The sequence below is a fragment of the Bisbaumannia pacifica genome (genome assembly GCF_007989625.1).
In the GTDB taxonomy this organism is placed as follows: Bacteria; Pseudomonadota; Gammaproteobacteria; order Pseudomonadales; family Halomonadaceae; genus Bisbaumannia; species Bisbaumannia pacifica.
This window is the reverse complement of sequence record NZ_BJUK01000009.1, coordinates 52,212-68,237: the sequence shown is the minus strand read 5'-3', so window position 1 is coordinate 68,237 and position 16,026 is coordinate 52,212. Positions and strand designations below refer to the sequence as shown.

Genomic DNA, 16,026 nt, shown 5'->3' with positions numbered 1-16,026 from the left:
GCCCGGGGGATTTAGAGGGTGCCGCCGAAGGCGAGACGATAGCCTAGGTCGATGGTGGGTTCGCCGATGGGGCGGCCGTCCAGGCGGTGCAGCAGTTCTCGGGCGGCGCGTTCGCCGATGGCCCGGCGCGGGGTGATGACGCTGGCCAGGGGCGGCGCCATCACCTGACCGACGTCGTGGCCGTGGAAGCCGGCGATGGCGATGCGCTGCGGCACCGGGATGCCGCGGCGCAGGCACTCGAAGTAGGCGCCGAGGGCCACGTCATCGTTGGTGCAGAAGAGGCCGTCGGTCTGCGGGTACTTGTCCAGCACCTCGCCCATCAGCTCGGCGCCGACACTGTAGGAGGAGCGCTGGCTACTCTGCAGGGTCAGCGGCGTCAGGCCATGGGCCGCCATGGCCGCCGCGTAGCCTTCGCCGCGCTGGCGGGTGCGGGCATCCAGGCGTACCGCCAGGTAGACCACCTGGCGTCGGCCCCGGGCGATCATCGCCTCCACCATGGCCCGCGATGCTTCCACGTTGTCGTAGCCCACCGCCTGGTGCAGCGGCGGGGTGCGGCTGTCCATGATCTCCACCGTGGGGATGCCGGCGGTCTCGAGCATGCGCAGGCTGCGCGGGCTGTGCTGGCTGTCGGAGAGGATCACCCCGTCGACGTTATAGGAGAGCAGTGAGGCCAGGCTGCGCTCCTCCAGGGCCTGGTCGTAGCCGTAGTGGGAGAGCATCAGGTGGTAGCCCGCCGGCTCGGTGACCTCCTCGATGCCGACGATCACCTCGGCGAACACCTGGTTGGTCAAGGAGGGCACCAGCACGCCGATGGCGTGGCTGCGCGCCTTGGAGAGGATGTCCGGGGCCCGGTTGGGGATATAGCCGAGCTCTTCGGCCACCTCGAAGATGCGCTGGCGAAGCCCCTCCGAGACCGTGGCCGGGTCGCGCAGGCAACGGCTCACGGTCATCTTGGTGGCGCCGACCCGGTCGGCGATATCCTGGAGGGTGGGACGCTTCTTCTTCACCATGGCTCGCCCGTCGCTGAAATCAGATCAACACCTTAGCGGAGTTGCCCGGGTAAATCATGCCTCTCCCGCGCTTTGACAGGGCCATTGGAGCACGGGGCTAACCTGTGGGTAGGCACTTCGCAAAGACGCTGTGAATCCATCCTTGGACGCTCGACTTTTTCGTCCCTGAAAAAGACGCTTTGCTCCGGCCTACCCCCAGCGCCCCTATGCCGTTCCAATGGCACTACCCCTGCCCCAGCGCCGCGACAAAGGCCTCGACAATGGCCTCGGGGGACTCGGCGATATTCGCCACCCGAGCCTCGTCCGGCCCCGGCGGTTCCAGGTCGGCGAGTTGGCTGGCGAGCATGGCGTCGCCCTTGAAGAAGTGCCCCCGGCGGGAGCCGAGGCGCTCGCGCAGCAAGGCCCGTTCGCCGCCCAGGTAGAGAATGCGCAGTTCGGGATCGCCGCGGCGCAGGCGCCCGCGATAGCGCGCCTTGAGCGCCGAGCAGGCGATCACCACCGAGGCGTCGCGGCGGCGGTAGTCGGCGAAGCGCCCCGCCAGGGTATCGAGCCAGCCGCGTCGGTCGTCGTCGGTGAGCGGGATGCCGCGGGCCATCTTGGCCACGTTGGCGGCGCTATGGTGATCATCGCCGTCGATAAAATCGGCGCCGAGGCGCCGCGCCAACAGGCGCCCGACATGGGACTTGCCCGAGCCGGAGACGCCCATCACCAGGATGCGGTAGGAAGCCGTGGGGGGGGAAGCCTGAGTCACGCTTGCTCCTCGTCTTAGTTGCCGCGCACGGCGGTCGGGGTGGCCAGAGCAGGCAGCCAGGGGGCCTGGATAGGGCAAGAAGCCGTCATGATCATCCCTCGTCTTAGTTGCCGCGCACGGCGGTCAGGTCGGGCAGCCAGGTGACCAGGCCGGGGAAGGCCACCAGCACCAGCAGCATCACCAGCAGGGCCGCGTAATAGGGCAGCATCGCCTTGACCAGGGACTCCATGGAGACCTTGCCCACGCCACAGCCCACATAGAGGCAGGTGCCCACCGGCGGGGTCAGCAGGCCGATGCCGAGGATAAAGGCCATCAGCACCCCGAAGTAGGCGGGATCGACGCCCACCGAGGTGACGATGGGGGCCAGCATCGGCGCCATGATCACCATGGCCGGAGTAAGGTCCATCACCAAGCCGATCAGCAGCAGCAGCGCCGCCACGATCAGCAGCAACAGGAAGGGCTCCTGAGTAATCGCCTGGACCTGCTGCACCAGGGTCTGGGGCACCAGATTGATGGTCAGGAACCAGGCGATCACGGTGGCGAAGGCCAGCAGCAGCATCACCATGCCGGTGAGCCGCGCGGTGCGGATGCACATGCCCCAGAGGTCGCCGAGACGGATCTCCCGGTAACAAACCACCGAGATAAACAGCGAGTAGAGCAGCGCCGCCACCGCCGCCTCGGTGGCGGTGAAGACCCCGGCGATGATGCCGCCGACCACGATCACCGGCAGCACCAGGGCCAGCCAGGCGGCCTTGAAGGCCTGCCACAGCGGCGCCAGGCGGAACTTGCGGGTCTGCCCGGCGTGCTCGAGGCTGGCCATGATAAAGGTGGTGACCATCAAGGCCAGGCCGATCAGTAGCCCCGGCACGATGCCGGCGATAAACAGCCGACTGATGGAGGTCTCGGTGACGATGCCGTAGAGGATCAGCGGGATCGACGGCGGGATGATGATGCCGATCACCGAGGAGACGGTGTTGATGGCGGTGGCCTGGGGCGCCGTATAGCCCTGGCGGGTCATGGAGGGGATCATCATCGCCCCGGTGGCGGCGGTATCCGCCACCGCCGAGCCGCTGATGCCGCCGAAAAACATCGAGCCGGTGATCGCCACCTGACCCAGGCCGCCGCGGATAAAGCCCACCAGGGCGCCGGCCAGGTCCATCAGGCGACGGGCGATGCCGCCGGCGCTCATCACCTCCCCCACCAGGATAAAGAAGGGGATCGCCAGCAGCGGGAAGCTGTTGACCCCGCGGATCGACTGCTCGATCAGGATCGACAGGGGAATATCGGAGAGCACGGCCATGACCACGGCCGCCACCCCGAGCCCGAAGGCGATGGGCAGGCCCAGGGCGATGGAGGCGAAGAGGATCGCCAGGAAGATCCACAACATGACATCAGCTCCCGGAAGTGGGGGAAAGGAGGCGCACCAGGCTCTGCCAGGCGCGCCACAGGGCCACCGCGCCGATAAAGAGCGCGCAGACGATCAGCGAGGCGTTGATCAGGTTCCAGGGCACCCCGAGCAGGGCGGTGCGGGCCGTGGAGCGGCTGACCACCAGCGCCCCGCCCCACAGGATCACCCCCATCAGGGCGGCGATGATCAGGTGCTGGAGCAGATAAAGCAGGTAGGCCCCGCGGGGCGGCAGGCGGCGTACCAGGAAGTCCACGGCGATATGCTCGAAGCGGGCGAAGGCCGCCGCGGCGCCGACGAAGACCAGCCAGATAAACAGCATGCGGGCCAGCTCGTCGGCCCAGGGCAGGGCGTGATTGAACAGGGAACGGCCCACCACATTGGCGGAGACCGCCAGGATCAGCGCCACCAGCAGGGCCGCGATCAGCTGTTCCATGATCACGGTGAGCCAGCGGAACGGCGCCGGGCCGCGGCGCTGTTCGATGTCCAGCTCCAGGGGGCGGCGGTTGGGATCCTCCACATAGGCGTGGGGATCGGGGGTGGCTTGGGTGTCCATCGCGGGACTCCTGAGGCGAGTGGCGGGGCCGCCGAGGGCCCCGCCGGATCGAACATCGGGGTAAGGGGGAAGTTACTCGTCGTCGGCGACGGAGGCGGCGATCCGCTGGATCTCGGTGATCAGCTCTTCGCCGATCTGCGGGCCCCACTCCTCATAGACCGGTCTTATTGGTCGTCGGCGACGGAGGCGGCGATCTGCTGGATCTCGGTGATTAGCTCTTCGCCGATCTCCGGCGCCCACTCTTCATAGACCGGCTGCACGGCCTCCTGGAAGGCGGCGATCTGGGCGTCGTCCAGGCGGGTGATCTGCATGCCGCGTGCCTCGAGCTGGTCGCGGGCCCAGTCGTCATACTCGGCGCTGATCTGGATCTCGTAGGCCGCCGACTGGCGGGCCGCCTCCTGCACCAGGGCCTGGTACTCGGGATCCAGGCGATCCCAGGTGCGCTCCGACATCATCATCACGAAGGGGGTGTAGACGTGGCGGGTCTCGGAGCCATAGTCCTGCACCTCGTGGAAGTTGGAGGTGAGGATGGTGCTCCAGGGGTTCTCCTGGCCGTCCACCACGCCCTGCTCCATGGCCGAGAAGAGCTCGCCGAAGGCCATCGGCGTGGGGTTGGCGCCCAGCGCCTCCCAGATCGCCAGGTGCACCGGGTTCTCCATGGTGCGCACGGTCAGGCCGCGCACGTCCAGGCCGGCCACGTCCTCGGGGCTGGCCACCGGGCGGGCGCTGTTGGAGAGCTGGCGATAGCCATTCTCGGAGAAGGCCAGGGCCTTGATGCCGCTGCCCTCGAAGGCGTCCAGCATCGATTGGGCGGCCTCGCTCTGCAGCACCTCGATGGCCGCCTCGCGGCTAGGCAGCAGGAAGGGCAGGTCGAAGACCGCCAGCTCGGAGACATAGGAGGTGGCCGCCGAGCTGGAGGGATAGGTCATGTCCAGGGTGCCGGTCTGCAGCATCTCCATCATCTGCACATCGTCCCCCAGTTGGCTGTTGGGGAAGATCTGCACCGTCAGGCGGCCCTCGCTGCGCTGCTCGAGGATATCGGCGAAGTAGCGGCTGGAGAGGTACTGGGGCGAGCCCTCCGAGAGGCCGAAGCCCATGCGGATGGTATGGCTGCCGTGGTCTCCCACCACCTCACCGTCGATGGCGGGGGGCGCGGAGAGCTCGGGGGACTGGGCCTGGGCGATGCCAAGGGAGAGGATGGCGGCCCCGGTCAGGGCGGCGGCGTGGCTCCAACGAGGTGTCATGGCGTGACTCCGTGATCGGCGTTGTTGTTGGTCGATACCGCCGACGTGGCGGCATTCGGGATCTGGGTAACGGGTCTCTGGTAACGAGACTTATGCAACGAGCTCTCCATATCGAGCCGAATGTTACCGGTAACTTTCGCCATTGAGCCTAGTCGCCAGGACAACGGGGTGTCAACGAATGAGCGAAAAACGGGACCTAGACCATGGTCTAATCCCCATGGGCAGGATTACAGCCGGGGGAAGCTGGGCTAGGATCGAATGTACCTTGCATTTCGTCCCGGCCAGGCGCCGGGCCCCGTCACCTCGGAAAAGGAAGTCGCATGTCTGAACGCCTACTGCTCACCACCTCCTCCCACCTCGAAGGCTACCGCGTCGTCGAGCACCTCGATATCGTCTCGGCGGAGTGCGTCTTCGGCATGAACGTCTTCAAGGACCTGTTCGCCGGCTTCCGCGACTTCTTCGGCGGACGCAACAAGTCGTCCCAGGCGGCGCTGCGGGACGCGCGGGTGGCCTGCCTGGACGAGCTGCGCCGGGAAGCGGAATCCCTGGGCGCCAATGCGGTGATCGCCGTCGACCTCGATTACAGCGAGATCTCCGGCGGCGGCAAGTCGATGCTTTTCCTGGTGGCCACCGGTACCGCGGTGCGCGTCAGCAAGGCCTAGGGCCGGGCACATCGCGATCGCGGCACAGGGCCTCCATCACCAGGCGAAACAGCTCCTCGACCCGATTGGTGGAGCCCTGGGCGCCACGCCGGTGCGCCTCCTGCTTGTGCTCGAGGCGATTCGAGCCGGCATAGATCAGAAAGGGTGTGGTATCGCCGCGGGCGCGCAAGCGTTCGAGCAGTGCATAGCCCTCCCGCGGCCCTTCGCGCCGCCCCATGTCGGAGATGATCACCGCGTAGCGCCGCGATTCCAGCAGCCTCAGGGCCTCGTCGGTGGAGCGTGCCAGCACCACATCGATGCCCTGGGCGGCGAAGGCCCGACGCTCGAAGATATTGTTTTCCGGGTGGTCGTCGACCCATAGCAGGCGCTGGCGCCAGGGCTCCATCCGCCCGCGGGGCATCATCGACAGGGTCTCGACGATCGTGTTCACCTGGCTCTCGCCGGCGTCGGCCTCGTCCCCCGGATGCTTGATCGAGGCCGCCGCCAGGGAGGCGGCGGTGGCCACCTGGGCGCGAAGAAAGTTCTCCTCGTCCTCGAAATCGGCGGGACCATAGAGCTTGTTGTGGTGTCGGGCGACCAGCCACAGGAAACCGAAGAAGACCAGCACCGGGAAGCCGACCATGAAATAGATCAGCGGCACCACCCGCTCGGCGAGGTTGCTGCCGAGCCCGACCACCAGGGAGGCGAAGCCGTAGACCAGGACGATAAAGAGCGCGATGATGCCCAGCGGGCTGCGGGTGAAGCCGAGGGCCGACTCGGCGAAGCGATGCGGTTCCATGTTCTCCTGCCCTGGCGCCCTGGCGCCATTCGTCGGGCCTCGAGGGCACCGCCACGCGGCTCCCGGCCCCCTTCCTTCACACTAGCCCATTCCCCCCAGGCCGGGGCGTATCGAGCGACAGGGGCGTGACGTCCCCGTTGTCCGCAGAGCCGCATGCCGTGCTGCGCGACAACGCCGCCCACCTCCAGGGCGATGGTGATCGGACCCGACGGCGGCCTCCTCAACTGCCCTCGCGAGCTGATACCGACCAACCCGGGGCGCATGGCCTGGGGCATGGGCGACACGTCCTCTTCTCGCTGTGGGTAGATCGGCCCCCGTCCATCGGTAACCTCTATCTCCTATCACGGGGCACCCGCTCCCGGCCTTGCCCCGAGGGAACGAAAGCGCCACAGTGCGGCTTTTGTCAGGGGAGAACCCGGGTGTCCGATTCGCCACGCACCATCCTGATCACCGGCTGCTCCAGCGGCATCGGTCATGCCGCCGCCCATGCCCTGAGCGCCCGCTGTTGGCGGGTCTTCGCCACGGCGCGCCGTGCGGACGACGTGGCCCGACTCGAGGCGGAGGGCCTGGAGGCCCTGCGCCTGGACCTGGACGACAGCGACAGCATCGCCGCCGCGGTACAAGAGGTACTGGAGCGTACCGACGGGCGCCTCGATGCCCTCTTCAACAACGGTGCCTATGGGCAACCCGGGGCGGTGGAGGACCTCAGCCGGGCGACCCTGCGCGCCCAACTGGAGACCAACCTGCTGGGCACCCATGAGCTGACCTGCCGGGTGCTTCCCGCGATGCGCGCCCAGGGGCATGGGCGCATCGTGCAGAACAGCTCGGTGCTAGGCTTCGCCGCCCTGCCCTATCGTGGCGCCTATGTCTGCTCCAAGTTCGCCCTGGAGGGCCTCACCGATACCCTGCGCCAGGAGCTCACCGGCAGCGGCATCCAGGTCAGCCTGATCCAGCCCGGCCCCATCAGCAGCCGCTTCCGGGAGAGCGCCCACCGCGCCTTCCGGGCCCGCATCGACACCCGGCACAGCGCCCATGCCGAGACCTATCGCCATGTGGAGGCGCGCCTGGCCAGCCAGGCAGGCAAGGCGCCCTTCACCCTGGGCCCCGAGGCGGTGATCGCCAAGCTGGTGCATGCCCTGGAGAGCCCCCGCCCCCGGGCCCGCTATGCGGTGACCCTGCCGACCCACCTCTTTGCCTGCCTCAAGCGCCTGCTCGGCAGCCGCGGCATGGACCGGGTCCTGCTGCGCGCCACCCGCGACGAACGGCGGTGACGCTGGCATTGGCGCACGCAGGGCTCCTCATGGCCTGGCCAGTTTCGAAAGCCGGGCGAACCGGCTAAGGTGCCGCACTACCTCTCCTGGCGAATGGAGCCTAGATCACCATGTCGCGCACGACCCGGCTATTCGATCTGATGCAGTTGCTGCGCCACCATCGGCGCCCCGTGAGCGGCCAGCTGCTGGCGGAGCAACTGGGCGTGTCCCTGCGCACCCTGTACCGCGACATCGCCGACCTCAAGGCGATCGGTGCCCAGATCGACGGTGAGCCCGGCCTGGGCTATGTGCTCCGACCGGATTTCCTGCTGCCCCCCTTGATGTTTTCCGCCGACGAGGTGGAGGCCCTGGCCCTGGGACTGACCTGGGTCGAGCGCCGAGCCGACGATGAGTTGGCCGCCGCCGCGGCCGAGGCTCTGGCGAAGGTCTCGGCGGTGCTGCCACGCGCCCTCCATGCGCACCTGGAAGACCAGGCCTTGCTGGTGGGTCCCGGCTGGGAGAAACCCCAGGCGGTCGCGCTAAGCGTCCTGCGCCAGGCCATTCGTGAGGAGCGCAAGCTGCGGATCGACTACCACGATGAAGCCGGCCAGGCGTCGACGCGGCTCATCTGGCCGGTGAGCCTGACCTTCTTCGAGTCGAGCCGGATCCTGGCCGCCTGGTGTGAGCTGCGTCGGGCATATCGGCATTTCCGTGCCGACCGGATCGAATCGGCGACGCCCCTGGCGGAGCACTATCCCCGTCGACGCCATGTCTTGCGTCGGGAATGGCTGGCGACCCTCCAAGACTGCTGACAAAAGCTGTCAGCCTGCTCGATTATGCTGAGGCACCCCAACGGACATTAGGAGTGCGACATGGAACGGACGATTACCCTCTACACCAACCCCTACTCGCGTGGCGGCATCGCGCACTGGATGCTGGAAGAGATCGGGGTGCCCTACCGAGTGGAATATTTACAATACGGCACCTCGATGAAGGCGCCCGACTACCTGGCCATCAACCCGATGGGCAAGGTGCCGGCCATTCGGCATGGCGAGGTGGTGGTCACCGAGGCGGCGGCGATCTGCGCCTATCTGGCCGACGCCTTTCCCGAGGCCGGCCTGGCCCCTCCGCCGGCCGAGCGGGGCGACTACTACCGCTGGCTGTTGTTCGTCGCCGGGCCCCTCGAGGCCGCCCTGGGACTGAAGGCTTGCCAGGTGGAGATGAGCGCCGACCAGGAAATGCAGCTGGGCTGTGGGCGCCTCGAGACGGTGCTGGACGTGCTGGCCGACGCGGTTCGGGGGCGGCACTATATCGCCGGTGAGCGCTTCTCGGCGGCGGACGTTTATGTGGGTTCCCATCTCGGCTGGGGCATGCAGTTCGGCACCATCGACCGGCGCCCCGAGTTCGAGCGCTACTGGCAGGCACTGGAGCAGCGGCCCGCGCAGCGCCGCAGCATGGCGCAGATCGAAGCGGCGATGGCCGAGTACCCGCTGCCCGGCGCCGAGGCCTGACCGGCCGGGCGCTCGAACAGCGTCGACGCATCGACACGGCCGGCTCGGGAACCCGACCCGGCCGTGTCGATGCCTCCCTGGCTGCCCCACCCGCGCCGGGCATGCTATCCTCGGCCGAGAAACCGGCTGGCCGTCTGGCCGGCCCGATAGCCATCCATCGAGGAGTGTATTATGGCCAGGGCAACCGCGCGTCATATTCTGGTAGAGAGTGAAGAGAAGTGTCTGGCCCTCAAGGCCGAGATCGAAGGCGGCCGCGACTTCGCCGAGGTGGCTCGCGAGCACTCCAGCTGTCCGTCCGGCCGCCAGGGCGGCGACCTGGGCGCCTTCGGTCCCGGCCAGATGGTGCCGGAATTCGACAAGGTGGTGTTCTCCGGCGAGCTCAACACCGTGCTGGGCCCGGTGAAGACCCAGTTCGGTTACCATCTGCTGGAAGTCACCAGCCGCAGCTGATCGCCCCGGGTGAGCGGCGCCTTGGCGCCACCGAGAAGGCCGCGGCGAGTCGCCGCGGCCTTCGTCATTGGAGAGGTCGAAAACTCGGCCGCACCGCCCGCCTCGAGTGACGTAGCCCCACAACGACCCGGCCCGCTGATAAGGACAGCCCATGACCACCGCCTTCGCGCCAAGCCCTATCCATGCCGCCCCGGGTAAGGAGCGCCCATGACCACCGCCTTCGCGCCAAGTCCTATCCAGGCCGCCCCGGGTAAGGAGCGCCCATGACCACCGCCTTCGCGCCAAGTCCTATTCAGGCCGCCCTGGGCACGCCCATGATCCGCATCGACGGAGTTTCCAAGACCTATCGCGGCGGTTTCCAGGCCCTCAAGGAAGTGAGCCTGACCATCAATCGCGGCGAAATCTTCGCCCTGCTGGGCCCCAACGGCGCCGGCAAGACGACGCTAATCAGCATCATCTGTGGCCTGGTCAACGCCAGCGGCGGCACGGTCACCGTGGATGGGCATGACAACGTCGGCGACTATCGGGCGGCCCGGGAGTTGATCGGTCTGGTGCCCCAGGAGCTGACCGGTGAGGCCTTCTCCACGGTATGGGACACGGTGCGCTTCAGCCGCGGGCTGTTCGGCAAGCCCCGGGACGACGCCTACCTGGAGCGCATCCTGCGCGCCCTGACCCTATGGGACAAGCGCAACAATCGCCTGATGGCCCTCTCCGGCGGCATGAAGCGCCGGGTGCTGATCGCCAAGGCCCTCTCACACCAGCCCCAGGTGCTGTTCCTCGACGAGCCCACCGCCGGGGTCGACGTGGAGCTGCGTCGCGAGATGTGGCAGATCGTCCGCGACCTGCGCGACGAAGGCGTCACCATCATCCTCACCACCCATTACATCGAGGAAGCCGAGGAGATGGCCGACCGCATCGGGGTGATCCGCCGCGGCGAGCTGGTGCTGGTCAAGGAGAAGCAGGCGCTGATGCGCCAACTGGGCCGCAAGGAGCTGACCCTGCAGCTCAAGGCGCCTCTGGCGTCGGTGCCCGAGGCCCTGGCGCCCTACCACCTGACGCTGAGCGAGGACGGCCAGGCGCTGATCTATCGCTACGACAGCAGCGCGGGGAACGGCGAAGGCTCGGGGATCGCCGAGCTGCTCGGCGCCCTGCGCGAGGCCGGCGTCCGCTACAGCGACCTGCATACCCGCCAGAGCTCCCTGGAGGAGATCTTCGTCAGTCTGGTCAAGGAGCCCTGATACCGGCTCGGACGCCCCCGTTACCCGGCCCAACCCGGCCGACATGGATGCCTCGCACACAGGACCCGACTTATGAACCTCAAGGCCGTACGCACCCTCTACCTGGCCGAACTCGCCAGAACCAAGCGCACCATGCTGCAGAGCATCGTCTCGCCGGTGATCTCCACATCGCTCTACTTCGTGGTCTTCGGCGCCGCCATCGGCACCCGCATCAGCGAGGTGGCGGGCGTCAGCTATGGCGCCTTTATCGTGCCCGGGCTGATCATGCTGATGCTGCTGACCCAGAGCGTGGCCACCGCCTCCTTCGGGATCTTCTTCCCGCGCTTCTCCGGCGCCATCTACGAGCTGCTCTCGGCGCCGGTCTCCTACGCCGAGATCGTCATCGGCTATGTGGGGGCGGCGGCCACCAAGGCGGTGGCCCTGGGGCTGATCGCCCTGGCCACCGCCAGCCTCTTCGTGCCGCTGGAGATCGCCCACCCGCTGTGGATGCTGTTCTTCCTGGTGCTAACCGCCGTCACCTTCAGCCTGCTCGGCTTTATCATCGGCATCTGGGCGGATGGCTTCGAGCAGCTGCAGCTGGTGCCGTTGCTGATCATCACCCCGCTGACCTTCCTCGGCGGCACCTTCTACGCGCTGGAGATGCTGCCGCCCTTCTGGCAGGCGGTGACCCTCTTCAACCCGGTGGTCTACCTGGTCAGCGGCTTCCGCTGGAGCTTCTACGGCATCGGCGACGTCAGCCTCGCCGCCAGCCTGGGAATGATCGGTGTCTTCCTGGTCATCGGCATCGGCCTGGTGGGCTGGATCTTCAAGAGCGGCTATCGGCTCAAGCCCTGATCACCCGGTACCACCGGGGGCCTGCGGCGGGTATGATCGCCCCCTCGCTTTCGTGATCTCGCTTTCGTCACCGGGGGGCTCCATGCCGATACTCCACAGCATCATCCATCGCATCGATCTGGCGGGAGAGCAGCCGGCCCGGCTGGTGGCCGCAGAGGCCGAGGCCGCGCCCTCGCCGGCCCTGGACGAGCTGCTGGCCGGGGTCAACAGCGCCTATCACGGCAAGACCAAGGCCTGGGGCCACTTCGGCGCCGGCAGTCGCATGGCGACCTCCCTGGGCGCCTACCTGGACGGCGAGACGGACTTCGTCAGCGTCAGCCGCGAGCTGGCCCAGCGGCTGACCGAGATGCTCGGCGAGCACCTCTCGGTGGGCGGTCACCTGCTGCTGGCCCACTACCGCCACGGCGACGCCGAGTACCTCAGCCTGGCACTGCTGCATCATCGCGAGGGCTGGGGCATCGACGAGCACGGCGCCATCGTCGCCGCCAATCAGCTCAACCTGGCCCAGCTATCGCTGGCGGCGCGCCTCGATATCCACCAGTGGCGCGCCGAGACGCCTTCCAAGCAGTACCTCTCCTGGCTCCGCGACCGCGGCGGCAAGAAGTTCGCCGAGGCCTTCGCCGAACTGCTCGGCGCCGAGGAAGGCATCGACGCCGGCGGCGAGACCCGTACCCTGCTCAAGGCCTTCAGCGACTACGTGGAGCAGGAGGACCTCGCCGACGACCAGGCCCGGGAGAAGACCGAGGCGCTGCTCGACTACGCCAGCGACCAGGCGCGCCGCGGCGAATCGATCACCCTGGAGGCCCTCTCCGAGGTGGTCGACGACCACGATTCCAAGGCCTTCTACGAGCATATCCGCCACCTGGACTACGGCCTCTCCCCGGAGATCCCGCCCGACAAGAAGGCCCTCAACCAGTTCCGTCGCTTCACCGGCCGTGCCGGCGGCGTCTCGATCAGCTTCGACTCCCACCTGCTGGGCTCCAGCGTGGAATACGACGAGACCAGCGACCGGCTGATCATCAAGCAGGTCCCCAAGCAGCTCAAGGAACAGCTCAAGCAGCGCTGATTTAGAACAGCCCCGGCTGGCGGTCGATCAGGCCACTTTTAGAACAGCCCCAGCTGACGGTCGATCAGGGCGTCGAAGTCGTCGCCGACGAAGGGCAGGATGGCGTCCGCCACCGGCTTGAGCTGGCGGCTCAGGTAATGGTCGATATCGATGGGCGAGTGCCGCGCCTCCAGGGGCTCGGGGCCGGCGGTGGTGATCACATAGCGGATCCAGCCGCCGTTCCGGTACTGGGGTGGCCGGCCCAGGCGGGCGTTATGCGCATCGGCCAACCGCGCCGCGCGCACCTGGGGCGGCACATTGCGCCGGTAGTCGTCGAGGCGCCGGCGCAACCGCTTGCGATAGACCAGCCGATCGTCCTCCTCCCCCGCCTCTAGCCGCGCCACGCAGTCTCGGATGGTGTGAGTGACCACCTCGCGCACATAGTCTCGGTAGGGCTCGCCGGTGAAGACGCGGCGGTAGAGTTCGCGCTGGAACGCCTGGGCCAGCGGCGTCCAGTCACTGCGCACCGTCTCCATGCCCTTGAAGACCACCCGCGCCTGCCCCGCGGCGTCGCGCACCAGGCCGGCGTAGCGCTTCTTGCTGCCCGCCTCGGCGCCGCGAATGGTGGGCATCAAGAAGCGCCGGTAGTGGGTCTCGAACTGCAGCTCCAGGGCGCTCTCCAGGCCCAGCTCCTCGTCCAGGTGCCGGCGCCACCAGCCGTTGACCTGGGCCACCAGGCGCCGGCCGATGGCCGCTGCCTCGGCCTCCTCGCGGGCCCGCCCCAGCCATACGAAGGTGGAGTCGGTATCGCCGTAGATCACCGTATAGCCCTCGGCCTCGATCAGCTCCCGGGTGCGATGCATGATGGCATGGCCGCGGCGGGTGATCGACGAGGCCAGGCGGGCATCGAAGAAACGACAGCCCTTGGAACCCAGTACTCCGTAGAAGCTGTTCATGATGATCTTCAGGGCCTGAGAGAGCGGCGCATTGCCGGTGGCCTTGGCGGCCTCGCGGCCGGCCCAGACCCGTTCGACGATGGCCGGCAGGGCATGCTGGCGCCGCGAGAAGCGCCCCTCCAGGTAGCCGGGCACGGCATCGGGTTCGTCCTCGGCGGCGATCAGCCCCACCGGGTCGATCAAGAAGGTACGGATGATCGACGGATAGAGGCTCTTGAAGTCGAGCACCAGTACCGAGTCGTAGAGGCCGGGTCGGGAGTCCATGACGAAACCGCCGGGGCTCTCCGCCGCCTGCCCCTCGCCCAGGTTGGGGGCCACATACCCCAGGCGGTGCATGGCCGGCAGGTAGAGGTGAGTAAAGGCGGCCACCGAGCCGCCGCTGCGATCGGCGGGGAGCCCGGTGACGCTGGCCCGCTCGAGCAGGAAGGCCAGCAGCTCGGTCGTCTCGAAGATCCGCGTGACCAGCTCGCAATCCTTGAGGTTGTAGCGGGCCAGCGCCGGCTTGTCCTCGGCGAAACGCCGCTCGATCTCGGCGAGGCGCTGGTAGGGATTATCGACGGCCTTGCCCTCGCCGAGCAGGGTCCGGGCCACATGCTCCAGGCTGAAGGAAGCGAACTGCCAGGTGGCACCGCGCAGGGCCTCGATGCCATCGACGATCAGCCGCCCGGGGGCAGCGACGAAGTGGTAGTTCTCCTGGCTGCCATGAGCGCGCCACTCCAGTGCCGTCCCCTCACGCCCCAGGCGCAGCGGCACACCCAGGGCCTCGGCATGCTGCTGGAGGAGGCGCAGGTCGAACTGCACCAGGTTCCAGCCGATGATGACGTCGGGGTCGTGCTCGGCGAACCAGGCATTGAGCCGCGCCAGCAGCTCGCCGCGACTGGCGCAGTAGTCGAGGACGAAGTCGAGCGCCGCCCCGTCCTCGCCATTGGCCGGCCCCAGCATCAGCACCCGGCGCTCGGCACCGCTCTCCAGGGCGATGGAGTAGAGCTCGCCGCGGCCGCTGGTCTCGATATCCAGTGACACCATGCTAAGCGGCGGGCGATAGCCCGGGGCGGGGCGCAGCCGGGCATCGATCAGGCCGCCCTCGCCATCCGGGGTGCCGGTGACTTCCACCGGGGCGGTGATAAAGCGCTCCATCAGGTAGCGTTCCGGGGGGCGGATATCGGCCTCGTAGCAGTCGATGCCGGCCTCGCGCAGGCGCCGCACCAGGCGCAGCAGCCGGCGATACTGCGGGCAATAGAGGCCGAGCACCGGACGCCGCTGGAAGTCGCGAAGCTCAAGGGGGCACAGTTCGGCCTCGCCGGCCGGCACGCTCGACAACAAGGGCTCGGCCAGGTGGCGCTGCGCGGCGGGCAGGAAGGCCACCGAGGGCCGGGGCGCCAGGGTGACCCTCAGGGGCCCCTCGTCGGTGGCCAGCCAGAAACTTACCCACGTGCCTGCCGCGCCCTCCTCCCAGTGCCGCGTCAGCAAAAACCCCTGCCGTGTGATCACTACCCACCCTTATGCCATGACTCTCGGGCCATTCTAGCGCCATCGGCATGCCGACGCTCTGAACGGCGACCGCCGATGGCAGGGGCGGCGGGGCGGTGACGTCAGAGGGTCAGATAGGGCGTGGCCTGATGATCCTCGAACCGATAGACCTCGTAGGGTTCGCGCTGGGGGCCCGGCATGCCCGGCGTGCCGAGAGGCATGCCGGCCAGGCCGATGCCGGCCGTGGCGGGGCGCTCCTCGAACAGCGACTCGACGGCGGCCAGCGGCACATGGCCCTCGATCCAGTAGTCGCCCAGCGACACGGTATGGCAGGCACCGAGGCCATAGGGCACCCCGGCGGCCTGCTTGATCTCGCCCAGCTCGATATCATCGACCACGGTCACCGCGATGCCCAGGGTTTCCAGGTGGCGGGCATAGGCATCGCAGCAGCCGCACTGCGGGTTCTTGTAGAGGGTGGCCTCCTCCGGCAAGGCGGCCTGGGCCGTGGCGGCCCCCAGCAGCAGGGTGCCACCGGCAAGCAGCGCGGTCAGGTGACGGTTCATCGACGATCCCCCTTGTGGGACTGGAAAAGGTATTTGACGAGCGCGGCGATACCCAGGCCCAGCAGCAGCAGGAAGGCGAGCGGCATCAGCCATGCCCACCACCCCATGGCTCCCATCAGGGCGAAGCAATCGGCATTCATCATGACACGACTCCCGAGGCAGGCCCCGGCGAGGCGCCGCCGGGATAACGGCCTGAACCTAGCACCTATGGGTAGCCCCAAGGTCAAGCCTCCTGGGCTCCTGGATAGGGCTCCTGGGGCGAAGCTTGGCCCACCCTAGACGCGCCACTGCCATGGCTGACAT

Annotated in this window: 17 protein-coding genes; 8 read left to right on the top strand and 9 right to left on the bottom strand. The window is 67.9% G+C overall.

Annotated elements, in window-relative coordinates; translation table 11 throughout:
* Positions 1–11: 11 nt before the first annotated feature.
* From gntR to HPA02_RS05550, 5 genes are all read right to left on the bottom strand, one after another.
* The gene (gene gntR / locus HPA02_RS05570; RefSeq protein ID WP_146802145.1) at positions 12–1,007 is read right to left on the bottom strand and encodes a gluconate operon transcriptional repressor GntR; all 996 of its coding nucleotides are present in this window, start codon (positions 1,005–1,007) and stop codon (positions 12–14) included.
* Positions 1,008–1,233: 226 nt separating this feature from the next.
* Positions 1,234–1,716, bottom strand: a complete 483-nt coding sequence (locus tag HPA02_RS05565) for a gluconokinase (protein ID WP_146802144.1) — start codon at positions 1,714–1,716, stop codon at positions 1,234–1,236.
* A gap of 148 nt (positions 1,717–1,864) precedes the next feature.
* Positions 1,865–3,148, bottom strand: a complete 1,284-nt coding sequence (locus tag HPA02_RS05560) for a TRAP transporter large permease (protein WP_146802097.1) — start codon at positions 3,146–3,148, stop codon at positions 1,865–1,867.
* Positions 3,149–3,152: 4 nt separating this feature from the next.
* Positions 3,153–3,722 carry a TRAP transporter small permease gene (locus tag HPA02_RS05555; RefSeq protein WP_146802096.1) on the bottom strand — a complete coding sequence of 190 codons (570 nt, stop codon included), beginning with the start codon at positions 3,720–3,722 and terminating at the stop codon, positions 3,153–3,155.
* 164 nt (positions 3,723–3,886) lie between these two features.
* Positions 3,887–4,966: a TRAP transporter substrate-binding protein gene (locus HPA02_RS05550; protein WP_146802095.1), complete on the bottom strand. Its 1,080-nt coding sequence runs from the start codon at positions 4,964–4,966 to the stop codon at positions 3,887–3,889.
* 320 nt (positions 4,967–5,286) lie between these two features.
* Between HPA02_RS05550 and HPA02_RS05545 the strand changes: the two genes are divergently transcribed.
* A complete protein-coding gene (locus tag HPA02_RS05545; protein WP_146802094.1) occupies positions 5,287–5,628 on the top strand; it encodes a YbjQ family protein in 342 nt (113 codons plus the stop codon).
* Here HPA02_RS05545 and HPA02_RS05540 read toward each other — a convergent pair.
* Positions 5,615–6,406, bottom strand: a complete 792-nt coding sequence (locus HPA02_RS05540; RefSeq protein ID WP_146802093.1) for a response regulator — start codon at positions 6,404–6,406, stop codon at positions 5,615–5,617. The genes HPA02_RS05545 and HPA02_RS05540 overlap by 14 nt on opposite strands.
* 419 nt (positions 6,407–6,825) lie before the next feature.
* Here HPA02_RS05540 and HPA02_RS05535 point away from each other — a divergent pair, with 419 nt between their 5' ends.
* The 7 genes from HPA02_RS05535 (at position 6,826) to yejK (ending at position 12,755) form a co-directional block, all read left to right on the top strand.
* The gene (locus HPA02_RS05535; protein ID WP_146802092.1) at positions 6,826–7,677 is read left to right on the top strand and encodes an SDR family oxidoreductase; all 852 of its coding nucleotides are present in this window, start codon (positions 6,826–6,828) and stop codon (positions 7,675–7,677) included.
* 110 nt (positions 7,678–7,787) lie between these two features.
* Entirely contained in the window at positions 7,788–8,468 is a 681-nt protein-coding gene (locus tag HPA02_RS18340) for a helix-turn-helix transcriptional regulator (protein WP_222593975.1), read from the top strand.
* Positions 8,469–8,528: 60 nt separating this feature from the next.
* A complete protein-coding gene (locus HPA02_RS18335; protein ID WP_222593974.1) occupies positions 8,529–9,167 on the top strand; it encodes a glutathione S-transferase family protein in 639 nt (212 codons plus the stop codon).
* 171 nt (positions 9,168–9,338) lie between these two features.
* On the top strand, positions 9,339–9,617 hold the full coding sequence (locus HPA02_RS05525; RefSeq protein ID WP_146802091.1) for a peptidylprolyl isomerase: 279 nt from the start codon (positions 9,339–9,341) through the stop codon (positions 9,615–9,617).
* 263 nt (positions 9,618–9,880) lie between these two features.
* Complete coding sequence (locus HPA02_RS05520; RefSeq protein WP_186809934.1) at positions 9,881–10,855, top strand: ABC transporter ATP-binding protein; 975 nt, start codon at positions 9,881–9,883, stop codon at positions 10,853–10,855.
* Between the two features lie 72 nt (positions 10,856–10,927).
* Positions 10,928–11,689, top strand: coding sequence for an ABC transporter permease (locus HPA02_RS05515; RefSeq protein ID WP_146802090.1), 762 nt, complete (start codon positions 10,928–10,930; stop codon positions 11,687–11,689).
* 82 nt (positions 11,690–11,771) lie between these two features.
* Entirely contained in the window at positions 11,772–12,755 is a 984-nt protein-coding gene (yejK, locus tag HPA02_RS05510; protein WP_146802089.1) for a nucleoid-associated protein YejK, read from the top strand.
* Positions 12,756–12,793: 38 nt separating this feature from the next.
* On the opposite strand, the gene HPA02_RS05505 is transcribed toward yejK, so the two are convergent.
* The 3 genes from HPA02_RS05505 to HPA02_RS18200 all read right to left on the bottom strand — a co-directional run bounded on the left by HPA02_RS05505 (position 12,794) and on the right by HPA02_RS18200 (position 15,866).
* Positions 12,794–15,181, bottom strand: coding sequence for a DNA polymerase II (locus HPA02_RS05505; RefSeq protein ID WP_146802088.1), 2,388 nt, complete (start codon positions 15,179–15,181; stop codon positions 12,794–12,796).
* Positions 15,182–15,282: 101 nt separating this feature from the next.
* Positions 15,283–15,723, bottom strand: a complete 441-nt coding sequence (locus tag HPA02_RS05500) for a DUF411 domain-containing protein (RefSeq protein ID WP_146802087.1) — start codon at positions 15,721–15,723, stop codon at positions 15,283–15,285.
* Entirely contained in the window at positions 15,720–15,866 is a 147-nt protein-coding gene (locus HPA02_RS18200; RefSeq protein ID WP_186809933.1) for a hypothetical protein, read from the bottom strand. The genes HPA02_RS05500 and HPA02_RS18200 overlap by 4 nt, the downstream gene beginning before the upstream one ends.
* Positions 15,867–16,026 lie beyond the last annotated feature (160 nt).

Coding starts and splice junctions, on each gene's coding strand:
- yejK (WP_146802089.1), top strand. CDS start 11,772: ATGCCGATACTCCACAGCATCATCCATCGCATCGATCTGGCGGGAGAG.
- HPA02_RS18200 (WP_186809933.1), bottom strand. CDS start 15,866: ATGATGAATGCCGATTGCTTCGCCCTGATGGGAGCCATGGGGTGGTGG.
- HPA02_RS05560 (WP_146802097.1), bottom strand. CDS start 3,148: ATGTTGTGGATCTTCCTGGCGATCCTCTTCGCCTCCATCGCCCTGGGC.
- HPA02_RS05565 (WP_146802144.1), bottom strand. CDS start 1,716: ATGGGCGTCTCCGGCTCGGGCAAGTCCCATGTCGGGCGCCTGTTGGCG.
- HPA02_RS05550 (WP_146802095.1), bottom strand. CDS start 4,966: ATGACACCTCGTTGGAGCCACGCCGCCGCCCTGACCGGGGCCGCCATC.
- HPA02_RS05555 (WP_146802096.1), bottom strand. CDS start 3,722: ATGGACACCCAAGCCACCCCCGATCCCCACGCCTATGTGGAGGATCCC.
- HPA02_RS05520 (WP_186809934.1), top strand. CDS start 9,881: ATGACCACCGCCTTCGCGCCAAGTCCTATTCAGGCCGCCCTGGGCACG.
- HPA02_RS05540 (WP_146802093.1), bottom strand. CDS start 6,406: ATGGAACCGCATCGCTTCGCCGAGTCGGCCCTCGGCTTCACCCGCAGC.
- HPA02_RS05515 (WP_146802090.1), top strand. CDS start 10,928: ATGAACCTCAAGGCCGTACGCACCCTCTACCTGGCCGAACTCGCCAGA.
- HPA02_RS05545 (WP_146802094.1), top strand. CDS start 5,287: ATGTCTGAACGCCTACTGCTCACCACCTCCTCCCACCTCGAAGGCTAC.
- HPA02_RS05525 (WP_146802091.1), top strand. CDS start 9,339: ATGGCCAGGGCAACCGCGCGTCATATTCTGGTAGAGAGTGAAGAGAAG.
- HPA02_RS18335 (WP_222593974.1), top strand. CDS start 8,529: ATGGAACGGACGATTACCCTCTACACCAACCCCTACTCGCGTGGCGGC.
- HPA02_RS18340 (WP_222593975.1), top strand. CDS start 7,788: ATGTCGCGCACGACCCGGCTATTCGATCTGATGCAGTTGCTGCGCCAC.
- HPA02_RS05500 (WP_146802087.1), bottom strand. CDS start 15,723: ATGAACCGTCACCTGACCGCGCTGCTTGCCGGTGGCACCCTGCTGCTG.